10 protein-coding genes are annotated in these 16,820 nt (G+C 60.0%); 5 read left to right on the forward strand and 5 right to left on the reverse strand.

Translation table 11 applies throughout. The annotated features are described in order from the left end of the window. Nucleotides 1-87: 87 nt before the first annotated feature. The 4 genes from ligA to PMI37_RS15205 form a co-directional block, all read right to left on the reverse strand. Nucleotides 88-2,445: an NAD-dependent DNA ligase LigA gene (ligA, locus tag PMI37_RS15190; RefSeq protein ID WP_008082286.1), complete on the reverse strand. Its 2,358-nt coding sequence runs from the start codon at nt 2,443-2,445 to the stop codon at nt 88-90. Between the two features lie 146 nt (nt 2,446-2,591). Next, complete coding sequence (zipA, locus tag PMI37_RS15195; protein ID WP_008082292.1) at nt 2,592-3,455, reverse strand: cell division protein ZipA; 864 nt, start codon at nt 3,453-3,455, stop codon at nt 2,592-2,594. A gap of 259 nt (nt 3,456-3,714) precedes the next feature. Next, entirely contained in the window at nt 3,715-7,203 is a 3,489-nt protein-coding gene (gene smc, locus PMI37_RS15200; protein WP_008082294.1) for a chromosome segregation protein SMC, read from the reverse strand. A gap of 2 nt (nt 7,204-7,205) precedes the next feature. Next, nucleotides 7,206-7,865, reverse strand: coding sequence for a GntR family transcriptional regulator (locus PMI37_RS15205; protein WP_008082296.1), 660 nt, complete (start codon nt 7,863-7,865; stop codon nt 7,206-7,208). A gap of 311 nt (nt 7,866-8,176) precedes the next feature. On the opposite strand from PMI37_RS15205, the gene xdhA reads away from it, so the two are divergent. The 4 genes from xdhA to guaD all read left to right on the forward strand — a co-directional run bounded on the left by xdhA (nt 8,177) and on the right by guaD (nt 14,342). Beyond that, nucleotides 8,177-9,631, forward strand: a complete 1,455-nt coding sequence (xdhA, locus tag PMI37_RS15210; protein WP_008082297.1) for a xanthine dehydrogenase small subunit — start codon at nt 8,177-8,179, stop codon at nt 9,629-9,631. Continuing rightward, nucleotides 9,624-12,023, forward strand: coding sequence for a xanthine dehydrogenase molybdopterin binding subunit (gene xdhB, locus PMI37_RS15215; protein ID WP_008082299.1), 2,400 nt, complete (start codon nt 9,624-9,626; stop codon nt 12,021-12,023). The genes xdhA and xdhB overlap by 8 nt, the downstream gene beginning before the upstream one ends. A 143-nt stretch (nt 12,024-12,166) precedes the next feature. Further along, entirely contained in the window at nt 12,167-13,024 is an 858-nt protein-coding gene (gene xdhC, locus PMI37_RS15220) for a xanthine dehydrogenase accessory protein XdhC (protein ID WP_008082300.1), read from the forward strand. 13 nt (nt 13,025-13,037) lie between these two features. Continuing rightward, complete coding sequence (gene guaD, locus PMI37_RS15225) at nt 13,038-14,342, forward strand: guanine deaminase (RefSeq protein ID WP_008082302.1); 1,305 nt, start codon at nt 13,038-13,040, stop codon at nt 14,340-14,342. A 181-nt stretch (nt 14,343-14,523) separates the two neighbouring features. Here guaD and PMI37_RS15230 read toward each other — a convergent pair whose 3' ends face one another. Continuing rightward, nucleotides 14,524-15,288, reverse strand: a complete 765-nt coding sequence (locus PMI37_RS15230) for a GntR family transcriptional regulator (protein ID WP_007918375.1) — start codon at nt 15,286-15,288, stop codon at nt 14,524-14,526. A gap of 326 nt (nt 15,289-15,614) precedes the next feature. Between PMI37_RS15230 and PMI37_RS15235 the strand changes: the two genes are divergently transcribed. Beyond that, on the forward strand, nt 15,615-16,805 hold the full coding sequence (locus PMI37_RS15235) for a benzoate/H(+) symporter BenE family transporter (protein ID WP_008082304.1): 1,191 nt from the start codon (nt 15,615-15,617) through the stop codon (nt 16,803-16,805). Nucleotides 16,806-16,820: the final 15 nt, after the last annotated feature.

Consider the following 16,820-nt stretch of genomic DNA (forward strand, 5'->3'; position numbering starts at 1 on the left):
TTTGTGTCAGACCTGAAGGCCATGGGCTTTGTGTCAGACCTGAAGGCCATGGGCTTTGTGTCAGACCTGAAGGCCATGGGTTTTGTGTCAGACCTGAAGGCCGTGGGTTTTGAGGAAGGCGATGAAGGCTTCTTCGTCCATCACTTTCACGCCCAGCTCATTGGCCTTGGTCAGTTTGGAACCGGCACCAGGGCCTGCAACCACGCAATGAGTCTTCGCCGAGACCGAACCGGCAACCTTCGCGCCCAGGCTTTCCAGGTGATCCTTGGCGACATCACGGCTCATCAACTCGACCTTGCCCGTCAGCACCCAAGTCTCGCCGGACAGCGGCAAGCCTTCGACGACTTTCTTCTCGCTCTGCCAATGCATGCCGAAATCACGCAGCTGCTTCTCGGAGGCCTCGGCCAGTTGCCGGTTCTCAGGCAAGGCAAAAAACTCGCGAACCGAATTCGCCTGTTTCTCCGGCAACGCCTGACGCATGTCCAGCCAGTCAGCGTTCATCACCGCCTCCAGCGAGCCAAATTTGTCCGCCAATTTCTGCGCGCCACCAGGGCCGACCGAAGGAATGTGCAACTTGTCGAGGAAACCACCCAGCGTGGTACTGGCCGCGAATTCCGCACCCAGCTCACCCTGATCCTGAATCTGCAAACCATGGCCGAGCAACTCGGTAATCACCTGCTGGTTATGCGCATCTTCAAAGAAGCTGTGAATCTCGTGCGCCACTTCCAGACCGACATCCGGCAGATACGTCAGCACTTGTGGCAACGCCTGCTGCACCCGCTCCAGCGAACCCAGCGAGCGCGCCAGCACCTTGGCCGTCTCTTCGCCGACATCAGGAATGCCCAGCGCATAGATGAAGCGCGCGAGGCTCGGCTTCTTGCTGTCCTCGATGGCCGCCAGCAGCTTGTTACTGGACACCTCGGCAAAACCTTCGAGATCGACGATGTCGTCGAACTTCAGCGCATACAGATCGGCCGGCGAACTGACCAGACCCTCATCGACCAGTTGCTCGACGCTCTTGTCGCCAAGGCCTTCGATGTCCATTGCCCGGCGCGAGACGAAGTGAATGATCGCCTGCTTTAACTGCGCACCACAGGCCAGACGCCCGACGCAGCGATACACAGCGCCTTCGCTGATGGTTTCCTTGCCCTTGCTGCGCTTGATCAGTTGCGTGCGCTCAACGTGCGAGCCGCACACCGGGCAGCTCTCCGGGATCTGCACCGCGCGTGCGTTTTCCGGGCGGCGATCCATGACCACTTGCACCACTTGCGGAATCACATCACCGGCACGGCGAATGATCACGGTGTCGCCGATCATCAGGCCCAGACGCGCGACTTCGTCCATGTTGTGCAACGTGGCGTTGGCCACGGTGACGCCAGCGACTTTGACTGGCTTCAGACGCGCGACCGGCGTGACAGCACCGGTACGACCGACTTGAAATTCCACGTCGAGCAGCTCGGTGAGTTCTTCCATCGCCGGGAATTTATGCGCGATCGCCCAACGCGGTTCGCGGGCGCGGAAGCCCAGTTCGCGCTGATCAGCAACGCTGTTGACCTTGAACACCACACCGTCGATTTCATAGGTCAGCGCGTTACGGCGCGCGCCGATGTCGCGGTAGTAATCCAGGCACTCGTCGATGCCTTTTGCCAGTTTCAGCTCATGGCTGATCGGCATGCCCCACTTCTGCAACTGCTTGAGGTTGCCGATGTGGGTGTCGGAAATATCGTGGGAGACCTGACCGATGCCGTAGCAGCAGAATTCCAGCGGACGGTTGGCAGTGATTTTAGAATCGAGCTGACGCAAGCTGCCGGCCGCGGCGTTGCGCGGGTTGGCGAAGGTCTTGCCGCCGACTTCCAGTTGCGAGGCGTTGAGGCGCTCGAAACCGGCCTTGGACATGAACACTTCACCGCGCACTTCCAGCGTTGCCGGCCAGCCTTCGCCGTGCAGCTTCAGCGGGATATTGCGCACGGTACGTACGTTGACGCTGATGTCTTCGCCGGTGGTGCCGTCGCCGCGTGTGGCGCCGCGTACCAATACGCCGTCCTGATACAGCAGGCTGACCGCCAGGCCATCGAGCTTCGGCTCGCAGCTGTATTCCACCGCCGCACTGCCGCCGAACAGATCGCCGACCGGCAGATCCAGACCGTCGGTGACGCGGCGATCAAACTCGCGCATGTCGCTTTCTTCAAAGGCGTTGCCGAGGCTGAGCATCGGCACTTCGTGACGCACCTGGGTGAACGCGGTGAGCGCCACGCTGCCGACGCGCTGGGTTGGCGAGTCGCTGGTGATCAGTTCCGGGTTGGCCGCTTCCAGCGCCTTGAGCTCGTGGAACAACCGGTCGTACTCGGCGTCCGGAATGCTCGGCTCGTCGAGGACGTGGTAACGGTAGTTGTGCTGATCGAGTTCAGCGCGCAGTTCTAGGATGCGGTTTTTGGCGGCGGTCATGGGTGTTCTCTCATAAAGCAAAAGAGCAGCCGAGGCTGCTCCAGTTTCATCCTTAAAAAGATCGCAGCCTCGTTGCACTCGACAGCTCCTACAGGATCGCGATCCTCTGTAGGAGCTGCCGCAGGCTGCGATCTTTTGATCTGGCCTTAGCGCTTCTGGGTCAAAGCGCGACGTTCGAATTCGACGATACGCTGACGATAGTGCTCGATCGTTTGCGCGGTCAGCACGCTGCGCTGATCATCTTTCAGCTCGCCGTTCAGTTCCTGCGACAGCTTGCGGGCTGCGGCCACCATCACGTCGAAAGCCTGCTTCGGATGACGCGGGCCCGGCAGACCGAGGAAGAAGCTCACCGCCGGGGTGCTGAAATGGTCGATGTCGTCCAGATCGAAGATGCCCGGTTTGACCGCGTTGGCCATGGAGAACAGCACTTCACCGTTGCCAGCCATGCTTTCGTGACGGTGGAAAATATCCATCTCGCCAAAACGCAGACCGCTTTCCAGAATGTTCTGCAACAGCGCCGGGCCTTTGAAGCCGGCAGCGTCACGGCAGATCACGCTGATCACCAGCACTTCTTCGGCTTGCGGCTGGTCTTTGTCGACCACGGCAGGCGCAGGCTTGGTGTCTTCAACGAAATCGTCGTCACGGCTGCTGAAGCTCGGGCCGTCGTCCAGATCCAGATCCAGGTTCAAGTCGCCCTGCGCCGAACCCTTGCCGCCACGCTTGCCACGTTTCGAACCGGATTCGCGAGGCTCGCGTGCTTCGCGGGCCGGCATGCTCACCGATGGCAGATCGTGTTCGTCCAGCTGTGGTTCTTTATGGTTGTCCAGCACGCGAGCCGGGCCCAACAGCTCAGCGCTGGTGTCCTCGTCCGGCAGGTTGGACAGACTTCGGTCAAGACGGAATTTCAGTTTTCCCTTGCCGCCGCGCATACGGCGCCAGCCATCGAAAAGAATACCGGCTATCACTATGATGCCGATGACGATCAGCCACTCGCGCAGACCGATTTCCATGTAATCCCGTGCCTCTATAAAAAATGCTGAAAAATAAGGGGTTTACATTGTGCAAACCGCTTTAAAACGTGGCGCCAACTCTATGTTCTGACAGGCGTTTTGCCCACGTATACGAAAAATTGACATTAAACTAGCACGACCAAAGACAACTTTACACCGTCTGTCTCATTGGCTTGCGCGAATATGTCGATTGGCCAGCAAGTCGAACGCGGTAAAAAAGTCCTACAGCGCTTAATTACCTTTCCGACACCACGCTGGCTCAGGCGTCCACCATCGCCATCGCCTCCTCGACATCCACGGCTACCAGTCGCGAACAACCCGGTTCATGCATCGTCACCCCCATCAACTGCTCGGCCATTTCCATGGCGATCTTGTTGTGGGTGATATAGATGAACTGCACGGTCTGCGACATCTCTTTGACCAAGCGTGCGTAGCGTCCAACGTTAGCGTCATCCAGCGGTGCGTCAACCTCATCGAGCATGCAGAACGGCGCCGGGTTCAACTTGAAGATGGCAAAAACCAGTGCCAGCGCGGTCAGGGCTTTCTCCCCGCCGGAGAGCAAATGGATGGTGCTGTTCTTCTTCCCCGGCGGCTGCGCCATGATCGTTACCCCTGTATCGAGTAGATCTTCGCCCGTCAGTTCCAAATACGCCCGTCCACCACCGAAAACTTTTGGAAAAAGTGCCTGTAAACCGCCATTGATCTGATCAAAGGTATCTTTGAAGCGGTTGCGGGTTTCCTTGTCGATCTTGCGAATGACGTTCTCAAGGGTCTCCAGCGCTTCGACCAGATCGGCGTCCTGCGCATCCAGATAACGCTTGCGCTCGGACTGTTGCGTGTATTCATCGATGGCCGCGAGGTTGATCGCACCCAGGCGCTGAATCCGCGCGCTGATGCGTTCGAGTTCTTCTTCGGCTTCGCGTTCACTGGCTTGCGCGGTTAATGTCGCGAGCACGCCATTCAGATCGTAGCCGTCTTCGAGCAATTGATCCTGCAAAGCCTTGCGCCGCACCGTCAGGGCTTGCCATTCCATGCGCTGCTGTTCGAGTTGGCCGCGAATCAATTGTGATTGCTGCTCGGCCTGGGTCCGGCGTTTTTCTGCATCGCGCAGTTCGCGGTCGGCATCTTCCAAAGCGATCTGCGCGGTCTTGAGTTCTTCGTCGACAGTCATGCGCTTGTCGAGCAGCTCTTCGAGTTTCAGGCGCAACTCTTCCAGCGGTGCCTCGCCCTCCTCCAGGTTCAGACTCAACTGTTCGCGCTTTTCAGTCAGGCGCTCGGCCTGCATTTCCAGGCGCTCGAGCGCCTGGCGCGTGGAGTCGTGTTGCGCGCGCAACGAGCCAAGACGCACGGCCAGTTGATGCGCATGATCCTTGTGCTGCCGCGCTTCCTGACGCACGCGGTCGAGGCGTTCGCGCAGGCTGTCGCGCTGGGCCAGCAGCAACTCGCGCTGCTCGGTGTCGAGTGCCATGGCATCCAGCGCGTCCTGCAATTGCATGCGCGCTTCGCCGACTTGTTCGTGCTCAAGTTCACGCTGTTCGCCGAGTTCGATCAGTTCTTCATCGAGACGGCTGCGACGCAGAGTCAGCTGTTCGGCCTTGGCTTTGCCGGCGGACAACTGGGCTTTCAATTCACCTTGCTGACGCGCTTCGTCTTGCAACAATCGGCGCAAATGTTCGCGACCGTTTTCCTGCTGACGCTGTTGCGCACGCAGGGTTTGCAGACGGGTTTCCATGGCCTCGACCGTGGCTTCTTTCTCTTCGCGTTCGAGGTGCAGCGCTTCGATTTCCTGGCCACGGGCAAGCATGCCGCTTTCCGCTTCGCTGGCACGTCGTACGCGTAAAAAGTGCCGACCGACCCAGTAACCGTCACGACTGATCAGGCTCTCGCCAGCACTCAACTGCCCGCGCAAGGCCAAGGCCTGCTCGAGGCTATCGACCGGTTTGACCTGACCCAGCCACGGCGACAGATCGATCTGCGCGTCGACTTTATCCAGCAAGCTGCCCGCCACCCGCACGCCATCGCTGGCCGGGCTGAGCAGACGCAGATCGCCCTGAGTGAAACCGGACAAATCAAAGCCGCTGAAATCGTCGACCAACACCGCTTGCAGATCAGCGCCGAGCACGGTTTCCACCGCCAATTCCCAACCGGCCTCGACCTTCAAGCCTTCGGCCAGACGCGGACGCTCGGCGAGGTTGTGTTCCTTCAGCCACTCGGCGGTGCCGGTGCCCGGATCGAGCGCCGCTTGCTGCAGAGCTTCAAGGGACGCGAGGCGACCATTGAGGCGCTGCAAATCACCCTGCGCCTGCTGCTGCGAGGTCAGTGCTTGCTGCAATTCCTGGCGCAGTTGTTCAAGTTTTTCGACCTGCGCTTCTTCACTGGTCTGCAAATCTTCGAGGGTCGCTTCGGACTCGGCGAGCTGCTCGTTGAGTTCCATGATCGCCGCGTCTTCGGGGTCAGCCGAGAGCAACGCGCGCTCTTCGCCAAGACGCTTTTGCCGATCAGCCAGACGCTCCATGCTGGTTTCCAGCTGCTGAATGCGCGACTGCTGCACTTCGGCCTGGCGGCGCGGTTCGGCGGCGGTCAGGTTGAAGGCGTCCCACTGCTCCTGCCAGCCGTGCATGACGCTTTCGGAATCCTCCAGCGCGGCAGCGGCTTCTTCGGCGGCGGCGCTGGTGACTTCCTGCTCGGGGGTAAGCATGTCCAACTCTTCGCCGAGGGTCAGCAGCAACGTGCGGTCGTGGCCCAGGTGCGATTCGGTTTCCAGACGTGCGCGCTCGGCTTCTTTCAGATCGTCCTGCAACTGACGCAGACGTTGCTGGCCGTGCTGGATGCTCTGCTCGACCCGGGCGATGTCGCCGCCGACCGAATAAAAGCGCCCCTGCACCAGATTGAAGCGTTCGGACAGGTCATGGTGCCCGTCACGCAAGCGTTCGATGGCCGCGTCGGCATTGCGCTGCTCGGCGACCAAGGCTTCAAAACTGATTTCCTGCGTGCCGATGATCGACTCGCGCTGGCCGACCTGATCGTTGAGATCCTGCCAGCGCAGGGCCGACAGTTGCGCCTTGAGCTGACGCTCCTCGGCTTTGAATTCCTGATACTTCTTCGCCGCTTCGGCCTGGCGGTGCAGGCGTTCGAGTTGTCGTTCCAGCTCATCGCGCAGGTCGGTCAGACGCGCGAGGTTTTCGTGGGTGCGGCGGATACGGTTTTCGGTCTCGCGGCGGCGCTCTTTATATTTCGAGATACCGGCGGCTTCTTCGATGAAGTTGCGCAGGTCTTCCGGCTTGGATTCGATCAGCTTGGAGATCATCCCCTGCTCGATGATCGAGTAGCTGCGCGGGCCGAGCCCGGTGCCGAGGAAGATATCGGTGATGTCGCGACGACGGCATTTGGTGCCGTTGAGGTAATAGGTGGTCTGGCTGTCGCGGGTGACTTTGCGGCGAATCGAGATTTCCGCGTAGGCTGCGTACTCGCCCAGGAGGGTGCCGTCGGAGTTGTCGAAAACCAGCTCGATACTCGCCTGGCTTACCGGTTTGCGGCTGGTCGAACCGTTGAAGATGACGTCGGTCATCGACTCGCCACGCAGGTTCTTCGCCGAACTCTCGCCCATCACCCAGCGGACGGCGTCGATGATGTTCGACTTGCCGCAACCGTTCGGCCCGACGACCGCCGCCATGTTACTGGGGAAGTTCACCGTGGTCGGGTCGACGAAGGATTTGAATCCCGCCAGCTTGATGCACTTGAGCCGCACGCTCAGGCAACCGTCAGCGCGGAAACCACCAGATCGCAGCTGCGCTGGGCGTAAGCCGTCAGCACGATGCGGATCTGCGGCAAATCACGGGCAAGCACGGCGGCCAGCAGGCGTTCGAACAGTTCGAGGAACTCGCTCATTGAAGCCTTGCGCTGTTCGAGGGCGAGGAAGTAGGCGCGGCTCATCGCCGGTTGCAGGTTCTCGACCGTTTCTTGCAGGTAAGGGTTATTGGCGAACGGATAGGCGGCGCGCATCACGCTGAAGCTGTCGTCGACGAAGCTGCGGATGTCCTGACGCTCGAAACTGGCGGTCAGGCGCTGCTGGATCTGCACGAACGGCGCCATGTCCGATTGAACTTGCCAGCCGTTGGCCACCGAGTTGCCGAGCAGGATGTACAGCTCGCTCATCAGCGTGCACAGGCTCTGCACCTTGTGCGGCGTCAGCTCGGTGACGTGCGCGCCACGGCGCGGCAGGATCGCGATCAGGTGCCGACGTTCGAGGATCAGCAAGGCCTCGCGGACCGAACCGCGGCTGACATTCAGTGCCAGCGTGACCTTCTGTTCCTGGATGCGCTCTCCTGGCTTCATTTCGCCACGAATGATGCGTTCGGCGAGGTGGTGAGCAATTTGCTCGGCGAGGCTGTCCGGCGCCTTGAACGTCATGGTTGTCCTTCAAACTCTATCGATCTGCACAAGCGGCGCAGTGTAGCGCAAATGCACGGTCATGGCGGAGTGCCCACTCGGCGGTTTTTGGCACGAATCCCGCAGTTTTCTTTAGAAAACCAAACAAAAAATTTAGAAAACCAAACAAAAAACCAGGCTGACCAATGAAGGTCAATACTGAATAGACACGTTGTTGATCGACGAAATGGATTTTCCTGACCTTTAAGTCAGAAAACCATTGACCGAAAAGTCAGACCTGCTAAATTCGGTTCACGTCGGTTAACAACAATAATGAGTCTGCGAGGCCTTCCGTGATCCAGTTTTTACTTAACCAGGAACTCCGTAGCGAGCACGCCCTGGACCCGAATCTGACTGTGCTCAATTACCTGCGTGAACACGTCGGTAAATCGGGCACCAAAGAAGGTTGCGCCAGCGGTGACTGCGGCGCCTGCACCGTAGTGGTCGGTGAGTTGCAAACGGATGACGATGGCCGCGAACACATTCGCTATCGCAGCCTCAACTCGTGCCTGACCTTTGTTTCGTCGCTGCACGGCAAACAATTGATCAGCGTCGAAGACCTCAAGCACAAAGGCGAACTGCACAGCGTGCAGAAAGCCATGGTCGAGTGCCACGGTTCGCAGTGCGGTTTCTGCACTCCCGGTTTCGTCATGTCGCTGTTCGCCCTGCAAAAGAACAGCGATGCACCGGATCACGCCAAGGCCCACGAAGCGCTGGCCGGCAACCTCTGCCGCTGCACTGGCTACCGGCCGATTCTGGCGGCTGCCGAGCAATCCTGCTGCGGCAAGCAACCGGATCAGTTCGATGCCCGCGAAGCGGACACTATCGCCCGCCTGAAAGCCATCGCTCCGACCGATATCGGCGAACTCAACAGCGGCGACAAGCGCTGCCTGGTGCCGCTGACCGTCGCCGATCTGGCCGATCTCTACGACGCTTATCCACAAGCACGCCTGCTCGCTGGCGGCACCGATCTGGCGCTGGAAGTCACGCAGTTCCACCGCACCATGCCGGTGATGATCTACGTCGGCAATGTCGCGGAAATGAAGCGCATCGAAACCTTCGATGACCGCATCGAAATCGGCGCCGCCACCGCCCTCTCCGACTGCTACGAAGCGTTGAACGCCGAGTACCCGGACTTCGGCGAACTGCTGCACCGCTTCGCCTCGCTGCAAATCCGCAACCAGGGCACCCTCGGCGGCAACATCGGCAACGCCTCGCCGATCGGTGACTCGCCACCGCTGCTGATCGCCCTCGGCGCGCAAGTGGTGCTGTGCAAAGGCGAAACCCGCCGCACCCTGAACCTCGACGATTACTTCATCGATTACAAAGTCACGGCCCGTCAGGAAAGTGAGTTCATCGAGAAGATCATCGTGCCGCGCGCCACGGCTGAACAGTTGTTCCGCGCCTACAAAGTCTCCAAGCGTCTGGACGATGACATCTCCGCCGTCTGCGCCGCGTTCAACCTGCGCGTCGAAAACGGCGTGATCACCGATGCGCGCATGGCCTTCGGCGGTATGGCCGCGATCCCGAAACGCGCTGCCCACTGTGAAGCTGCGCTGATCGGTGCGCCGTTCAACAATGCCGTGGTCGAACGTGCCTGCGCCGCACTGGCGGAAGATTTCACCCCGCTCTCGGACTTCCGCGCCAGCAAGGAATATCGCCTGCTCAGCGCGCAGAACCTGCTGCGCAAATACTTCATCGAACTGCAAACACCGCACATCGAGACTCGGGTGACCGCTTATGTCTAACCATCACGGCGTAGAAAAAACCCAAGCCGAACTGGCTGAACTGTTCGCCAAGGATCTGACCTCCGGTGTTGGCCGCAGCGTCAAGCACGACAGCGCCGCCAAGCACGTGTCCGGTGAAGCGCAGTACATCGATGACCGTCTGGAATTTCCGAACCAGTTGCACCTGTATGCACGCATGTCGGACCGCGCTCACGCGAAAATCATCAGCATCGATACCTCGCCGTGCTACGCCTTCGAAGGCGTGCGCATCGCCATCACCCACGAAGACGTGCCGGGCCTGAAAGACATTGGCCCGCTGATGCCGGGCGACCCGCTGCTGGCCATCGATGACGTGCAGTTCGTCGGTCAACCGGTGCTCGCCGTCGCGGCGAAAGACCTGGAAACCGCGCGCAAAGCGGCGATGGCCGCGATCATCGAATACGAAGACCTCGAACCGGTGCTCGACGTGGTCGAAGCCTTGCGCAAACGCCACTTCGTCCTCGACAGCCACACCCACCAGCGCGGCGATTCGGTCTCTGCACTGGCAACCGCTGAACACCGCATTCAAGGCACGCTGCACATTGGTGGTCAGGAACACTTCTACCTGGAGACGCAAATCTCCTCGGTAATGCCCACCGAAGACGGCGGCATGATCGTATATTGCTCGACGCAGAACCCGACCGAAGTGCAAAAACTGGTCGCCGAAGTGCTCGACGTGTCGATGAACAAAATCGTTGTCGACATGCGCCGCATGGGCGGCGGTTTCGGTGGCAAGGAAACTCAGGCCGCCAGCCCGGCATGCCTGTGCGCGGTGGTTGCGCACCTCACCGGTCAGCCGACCAAGATGCGCCTGCCGCGCGTTGAAGACATGCTGATGACCGGCAAGCGCCACCCGTTCTACGTCGAATACGACGTCGGCTTCGACAGCACCGGGCGTCTGCACGGGATCAATATGGATCTGGCCGGCAACTGCGGTTGCTCGCCGGACTTGTCCGCCTCGATCGTTGACCGGGCGATGTTCCACTCGGACAACTCGTACTACCTGGGCGACGCGACCATCAACGGTCACCGCTGCAAGACCAACACCGCGTCGAACACCGCTTACCGTGGTTTCGGTGGCCCGCAAGGCATGGTCGCGATCGAAGAAGTGATGGACGCGATAGCCCGTCACCTGCACCTCGATCCGCTGGCTGTGCGCAAGGCCAACTACTACGGCAAGACCGAGCGCAACGTCACCCATTACTACCAGACCGTCGAGCACAACATGCTCGAGGAAATGACCGCCGAACTGGAAGAAAGCAGTCAGTATCACGAACGTCGCGAAGCGATCCGTCGCTACAACGCCAACAGCCCGATCCTGAAAAAAGGCCTGGCGCTGACCCCGGTGAAATTCGGTATTTCCTTCACCGCGAGCTTCTTGAACCAGGCCGGCGCGCTGATCCACATCTACACCGATGGCAGCATCCATCTGAACCATGGCGGCACCGAAATGGGTCAGGGCCTGAACACCAAAGTTGCGCAGGTCGTGGCCGAAGTGTTCCAGGTGGAAATCGATCGCGTGCAGATCACCGCGACCAACACCGACAAGGTGCCGAACACCTCGCCGACCGCGGCGTCCAGCGGCGCTGACCTGAACGGTAAAGCGGCGCAGAACGCGGCGGAAATCATCAAGAAACGTCTGGTCGAATTCGCTGCGCGTCACTTCAAAGTCACTGAAGAAGACGTCGAATTCCACAACGGCCACGTGCGGGTTCGCGACCACATCCTGACCTTTGAAGCGCTGATCCAGCAGGCGTATTTCAATCAGGTCTCGCTGTCGAGCACCGGCTTCTACAAGACCCCGAAAATCTACTACGACCGCAGCCAGGCGCGTGGCCGTCCGTTCTACTACTTCGCCTTCGGCGCGGCGTGCTGCGAAGTGATCGTCGACACCCTGACCGGCGAGTACAAGATGCTGCGCACCGACATTCTTCACGACGTCGGCGCCTCGTTGAACCCGTCCATCGACATCGGTCAGGTCGAGGGTGGCTTCATCCAGGGCATGGGCTGGCTGACCATGGAAGAACTGGTCTGGAACAACAAAGGCAAGCTGATGACCAACGGCCCGGCCAGCTACAAGATCCCGGCGGTGGCGGACATGCCGCTCGACCTGCGCGTGAAGCTGGTGGAAAACCGCAAGAACCCGGAAGACACGGTGTTCCATTCCAAGGCTGTCGGTGAACCACCGTTCATGCTCGGGATTGCTTCGTGGTGTGCCATCAAGGATGCGGTGGCGAGCCTCGGTGACTACAAGCACCAGCCGCAGATTGATGCGCCGGCGACGCCGGAGCGGGTGTTGTGGGGGTGTGAGCAGATGCGTCAGTTGAAGGCGGTGAAAGCCGTCGCGGCTGAAACCGAGTTGGCTCCGCTCTAGAACCGAGGCGCGGCCAATCGCTGGCAAGCCAGCTCCCACAGGGTTTTGTGGTGGTTAACCGATAGGCGTTACACCGCAAATCCTGTGGGAGCTGGCTTGCCAGCGATGAGGCCCGAACAGACAACGAAGATGTCGAGGTGAACATGTACAACTGGATCGACGCCCTCGCCGACCTGCAGAACCAGGGCGAACCCTGTGTGCTGGTGACGATCATCGAAGAACTCGGCTCGACGCCACGCAACGCCGGTTCGAAAATGGTCATCAGCGCCAATCAGAGCTTCGACACCATCGGTGGCGGGCATCTGGAATACAAAGCCATGCAGATCGCCCGCGAAATGCTCGCCAGCGGTAAGCAGGACACCCATCTGGAGCGTTTCAGCCTCGGCGCCAGCCTGGGCCAGTGCTGCGGCGGCGCCACCGTGTTGCTGTTCGAACCGATGGGCCAGGTGCAGGCGCAAATCGCCGTGTTCGGTGCCGGCCACGTCGGCCGCGCCTTGGTGCCGTTGCTCGCCAGCCTGCCCTGCCGGGTGCGCTGGATCGATTCGCGCGAGGCCGAATTCCCCGAACACATCCCGCACGGCGTGCGTAAAATCGTCGCCGAAGAGCCTGTGGATGAAATCGATGACCTGCCCGCCGGCAGTTATTGCATCGTCATGACCCACAACCATCAACTCGACCTTGAACTCACTGCCGCGATTCTCAAGCGCAACGACTTCGCCTACTTCGGCCTGATCGGTTCGAAGACCAAACGCGTGAAGTTCGAACACCGTCTGCGTGATCGCGGTTTCGACAGCGGCGTCGTGCAACGCATGCGCTGCCCGATGGGCATCGGCGAAGTCAAAGGCAAACTGCCTGTGGAAATCGCCATCTCCATCGCCGGCGAAATCATCGCCACCTATAACGCCAACTTCGGCCAGCAGACTGCCAGCGCCGAACCGATTGCCAAACTGCTGCCGGTTTCACGGCGCAGTCAGGCCGCCAAACTCAAAGCCTCAAACTGATTAGAGAACCCTCATGCCTCTGACTCGCAAAGCCTACCGCGCCGCCATCCTGCACAGCATCGCCGACCCCGCCGAAGTCGGGATCGAAGCCTCCTACGAATATTTCGAGGATGGCCTGCTGGTGGTCGATGGCGGCAAGATCAGCGCCCTCGGCCACGCCAGTGATTTGCTGCCGACGCTGCCGGCAGACATCGAAATCGAGCACTACAAAGACGCGCTGATCACTCCGGGCTTCATCGACACGCACATTCACTTTCCGCAAACCGGCATGGTCGGCGCCTACGGCGAGCAACTGCTCGACTGGCTCAACACCTACACCTTCCCGTGCGAAAGCCAGTTCGGCGACAAGGCTCACGCCGACGAAATCGCTGACATTTTCGTCAAGGAGCTGCTGCGCAACGGCACCACCACCGCGCTGGTGTTCGGCAGCGTGCACCCGCAGTCGGTGAACTCGTTGTTCGAAGCCGCCGAGAAGCTCGACCTGCGGATGATCGCCGGCAAGGTAATGATGGACCGCAACGCGCCGGACTATCTGACCGATACCGCCGAATCCAGCTACGTCGAAAGCAAGGCGCTGATCGAGCGCTGGCACGGCAAGGGCCGTTTGCACTACGCGGTCACCCCGCGCTTCGCACCGACTAGCACCCCGGAACAACTGACCCTCGCCGGGCAACTGCTGACTGAATACCCGGATCTGTACATGCAGACCCACATCAGCGAAAACCTCAAGGAAATCGAGTGGGTCAAGGAGCTGTTCCCGGAGCGCAAGGGCTACCTCGACGTTTACGACCACTACAAATTGCTCGGTGAGCGCTCAGTGTTTGCCCACGGCGTACACCTGTGCGACGACGAATGCGCGCGTCTGGCGGAAACCGGCTCGGCGATCTCGTTCTGCCCGACCTCGAACTTCTTCTTGGGTAGCGGTTTGTTCAACTTGCCGATGGCCGAAAAGCACAAACTCAATGTCGGCCTGGGCACTGACGTGGGTGGCGGCACCAGTTTCTCGCTGCTGCAAACGCTGAACGAAGCGTACAAAGTGATGCAACTGCAAGGCGCGCGACTGAGTCCGTTCAAGTCGCTGTACTTGGCGACGCTGGGTGGCGCGCGGGCGCTGCGTCTGGAAGACAAGATCGGCAACCTGCAACCGGGTTCCGACGCTGACTTCCTGGTGCTGGACTACAACGCGACGCCGCTGCTGAGCTATCGCTTGAAGCAGGCCAACAACATTGCCGAGTCGTTATTTGTGTTGATGACGCTGGGTGATGACCGCACGGTGCAGCAGACGTATGCGGCGGGGGCTTTGGTGCATCAGCGCTGAGTTTTTCCCAAGGCAAAAAAATCCCCCGGTACTTTTCAGTCCGGGGGATTTTTATTGCCTGTCAGATTGCTATCGCTGGCAAGCCAGCTCCCACAGGGATTTGTGGTGTTTACCAAATCCGCGATAAACCGAGAAACCTGTGGGAGCTGGCTTGCCAGCGATTGGGGCGACTCGGTCTGACTTATAGCTTGGCCGCAGGGCGCCCAGGTTTTTTGGTCTGCAACAAATGCGAGAACACTGCATGCAGGTCATCCGACGCGCCTTCCTCGTCGAGGTTGAGCTTGCTGTCGATGTGATCCATGTGGTGCATCATCAGATTCACCGCCAGCTCACCGTCGCGTTTCTCGATCGCGTCGATCAACTGGGTGTGTTCGTCGTACGAACAATGCGAGCGATTGCCGCTTTCGTACTGGGCAATGATCAGCGACGTCTGCGAAACCAGACTGCGCTGGAAGCTGATCAACGGCGCGTTCATCGCCGCTTCCGCCAGTTTCAGGTGGAACTCGCCCGACAGACGAATACCGGCACCGCGATCGCCACGCGAGAAGCTGTCGCGCTCGTCGTTGACCATCTGGCGCAATTCGGCGATCTGCTCGGCGGTGGCGTGTTGCACCGCCAGCTCCGTGATCGCGCGCTCGACCAGACGGCGGGCGAGAAACACCTGACGCGCCTCTTCAACACTCGGGCTGGCGACGACGGCGCCACGGTTCGGCCGCAACAGCACGACGCCTTCATGGGCCAGACGCGACAGCGCGCGGCGAATGATGGTGCGGCTGACCCCAAAGATTTCCCCCAGCGCTTCTTCGCTCAATTTTGTGCCGGGCGCCAGACGCTGTTCGAGGATGGCCTCGAAGATATGCGCGTAGACAATATCGTCCTGGGTTCCGCTGCGGCCGGCTTTGCCTGCTCGCGGTTGTTTCTTGAGGGGTTGCAACTGTTCGTTCATGGGCACTCGAGTCGGGAGAACTGCGGCGAATAGACCGTGACTGTAATACGGCACAGTAGGTCGCTGGCAAGTATCGCGTAAAAAACAGCGCGATTGTACACAATGAAAGGTGGCAACACGACTGTACGGCTGTTTGTGACTTCGGCTGTATTGCAACGATCCGTTACGATTGAGTTTAGGCTTGATCACAGAAACCGCCGCCCGCCTCATGTAGGAGCTGCCGAAGGCTGCGATCTTTTGATCTTGCTTATAAAAAAAAATCAAAAGATCGCAGCCTGCGGCAGGTCCTACAGGGGAATATCATCTGTAGAAGGAACACCGTTGTCATGAACGACGCCACGCACACTCAACTGCGCCCGCTGGCCGACACGTCGCCGTCGGCGATCGTCGCCGGTTTCATCGCCATGATGACCGGCTACACCAGCTCGCTGGTGCTGATGTTCCAGGCCGGGCAAGCGGCGGGCCTGACCAGCGGGCAGATATCTTCGTGGATCTGGGCGATTTCGATCGGCATGGCGGTGTGTTCGATCGGCCTGTCGCTGCGCTATCGCACGCCAATCACCATCGCCTGGTCGACGCCCGGCGCGGCTTTGTTGATCACCAGTCTGGGCGGTGTCAGTTATGGCGAGGCCATCGGCGCCTACATCACTTGCGCCGTGCTGGTGACGATTTGCGGCCTGACCGGCAGCTTCGAGCGGCTGGTGAAAAAGATCCCGGCGTCACTGGCGGCGGCATTGCTGGCGGGGATTCTGTTCAAGATCGGCAGCGAAATCTTCGTCGCCGCGCAGCACCGTACCGGGCTGGTGCTGGGGATGTTCTTCACTTATTTAGTGGTCAAGCGCCTGTCGCCCCGCTACGCGGTGCTCGCCGCGCTGCTGATCGGCACTGCGCTGTCGGGCTTCATGGGATTGCTGGACTTCAGCGGCTTTCATCTGGAAGTGGCGACACCCGTTTGGACAACGCCGCACTTCTCGCTGGCGGCGACCATCAGCATCGGCATTCCGCTGTTTGTCGTGGCCATGACCTCACAGAACATGCCCGGCATTGCCGTGCTGCGCGCCGATGGCTACACCGTCCCGGCCTCGCCGCTGATCACCACCACCGGCATCGCCTCGCTGTTGCTGGCGCCGTTCGGCTCGCACGGTATCAACCTCGCCGCCATCAGCGCGGCGATCTGTACCGGGCCGCACGCCCATGAAGATCGCAACAAGCGCTACACGGCGGCAGTCTGGTGCGGGATTTTCTACGGCATTGCCGGGGTGTTTGGCGCGACACTGGCGGCGTTGTTTGCGGCGTTGCCGAAGGAGTTGGTGCTGTCGATCGCGGCGTTGGCGCTGTTCGGTTCGATCATCAATGGTTTGAGCATTGCCATGACCGAGGTGAAGGAACGTGAGGCGGCGCTGATTACCTTTATGGTCACGGCGTCGGGGTTGACTCTGTTTTCTATCGGGTCGGCGTTTTGGGGGATTGTTGCGGGGGTTTTGACGTTGGTGATCCTGAACTGGCGCAAAGCCTGAAAAGATCGCAGCCTT

Origin of the sequence: Pseudomonas sp. GM80, from assembly GCF_000282515.1 — a bacterium.
Lineage (GTDB): Bacteria > Pseudomonadota > Gammaproteobacteria > Pseudomonadales > Pseudomonadaceae > Aquipseudomonas.

What these genes read in the sequence shown, in the direction of transcription:
- ligA (WP_008082286.1), bottom strand. Translation starts at nt 2,445, where the DNA reads ATGACCGCCGCCAAAAACCGCATCCTAGAACTGCGCGCTGAACTCGAT.
- xdhC (WP_008082300.1), top strand. Translation starts at nt 12,167, where the DNA reads ATGTACAACTGGATCGACGCCCTCGCCGACCTGCAGAACCAGGGCGAA.
- guaD (WP_008082302.1), top strand. Translation starts at nt 13,038, where the DNA reads ATGCCTCTGACTCGCAAAGCCTACCGCGCCGCCATCCTGCACAGCATC.
- PMI37_RS15235 (WP_008082304.1), top strand. Translation starts at nt 15,615, where the DNA reads ATGAACGACGCCACGCACACTCAACTGCGCCCGCTGGCCGACACGTCG.
- zipA (WP_008082292.1), bottom strand. Translation starts at nt 3,455, where the DNA reads ATGGAAATCGGTCTGCGCGAGTGGCTGATCGTCATCGGCATCATAGTG.
- xdhB (WP_008082299.1), top strand. Translation starts at nt 9,624, where the DNA reads ATGTCTAACCATCACGGCGTAGAAAAAACCCAAGCCGAACTGGCTGAA.
- PMI37_RS15230 (WP_007918375.1), bottom strand. Translation starts at nt 15,288, where the DNA reads ATGAACGAACAGTTGCAACCCCTCAAGAAACAACCGCGAGCAGGCAAA.
- PMI37_RS15205 (WP_008082296.1), bottom strand. Translation starts at nt 7,865, where the DNA reads ATGACGTTCAAGGCGCCGGACAGCCTCGCCGAGCAAATTGCTCACCAC.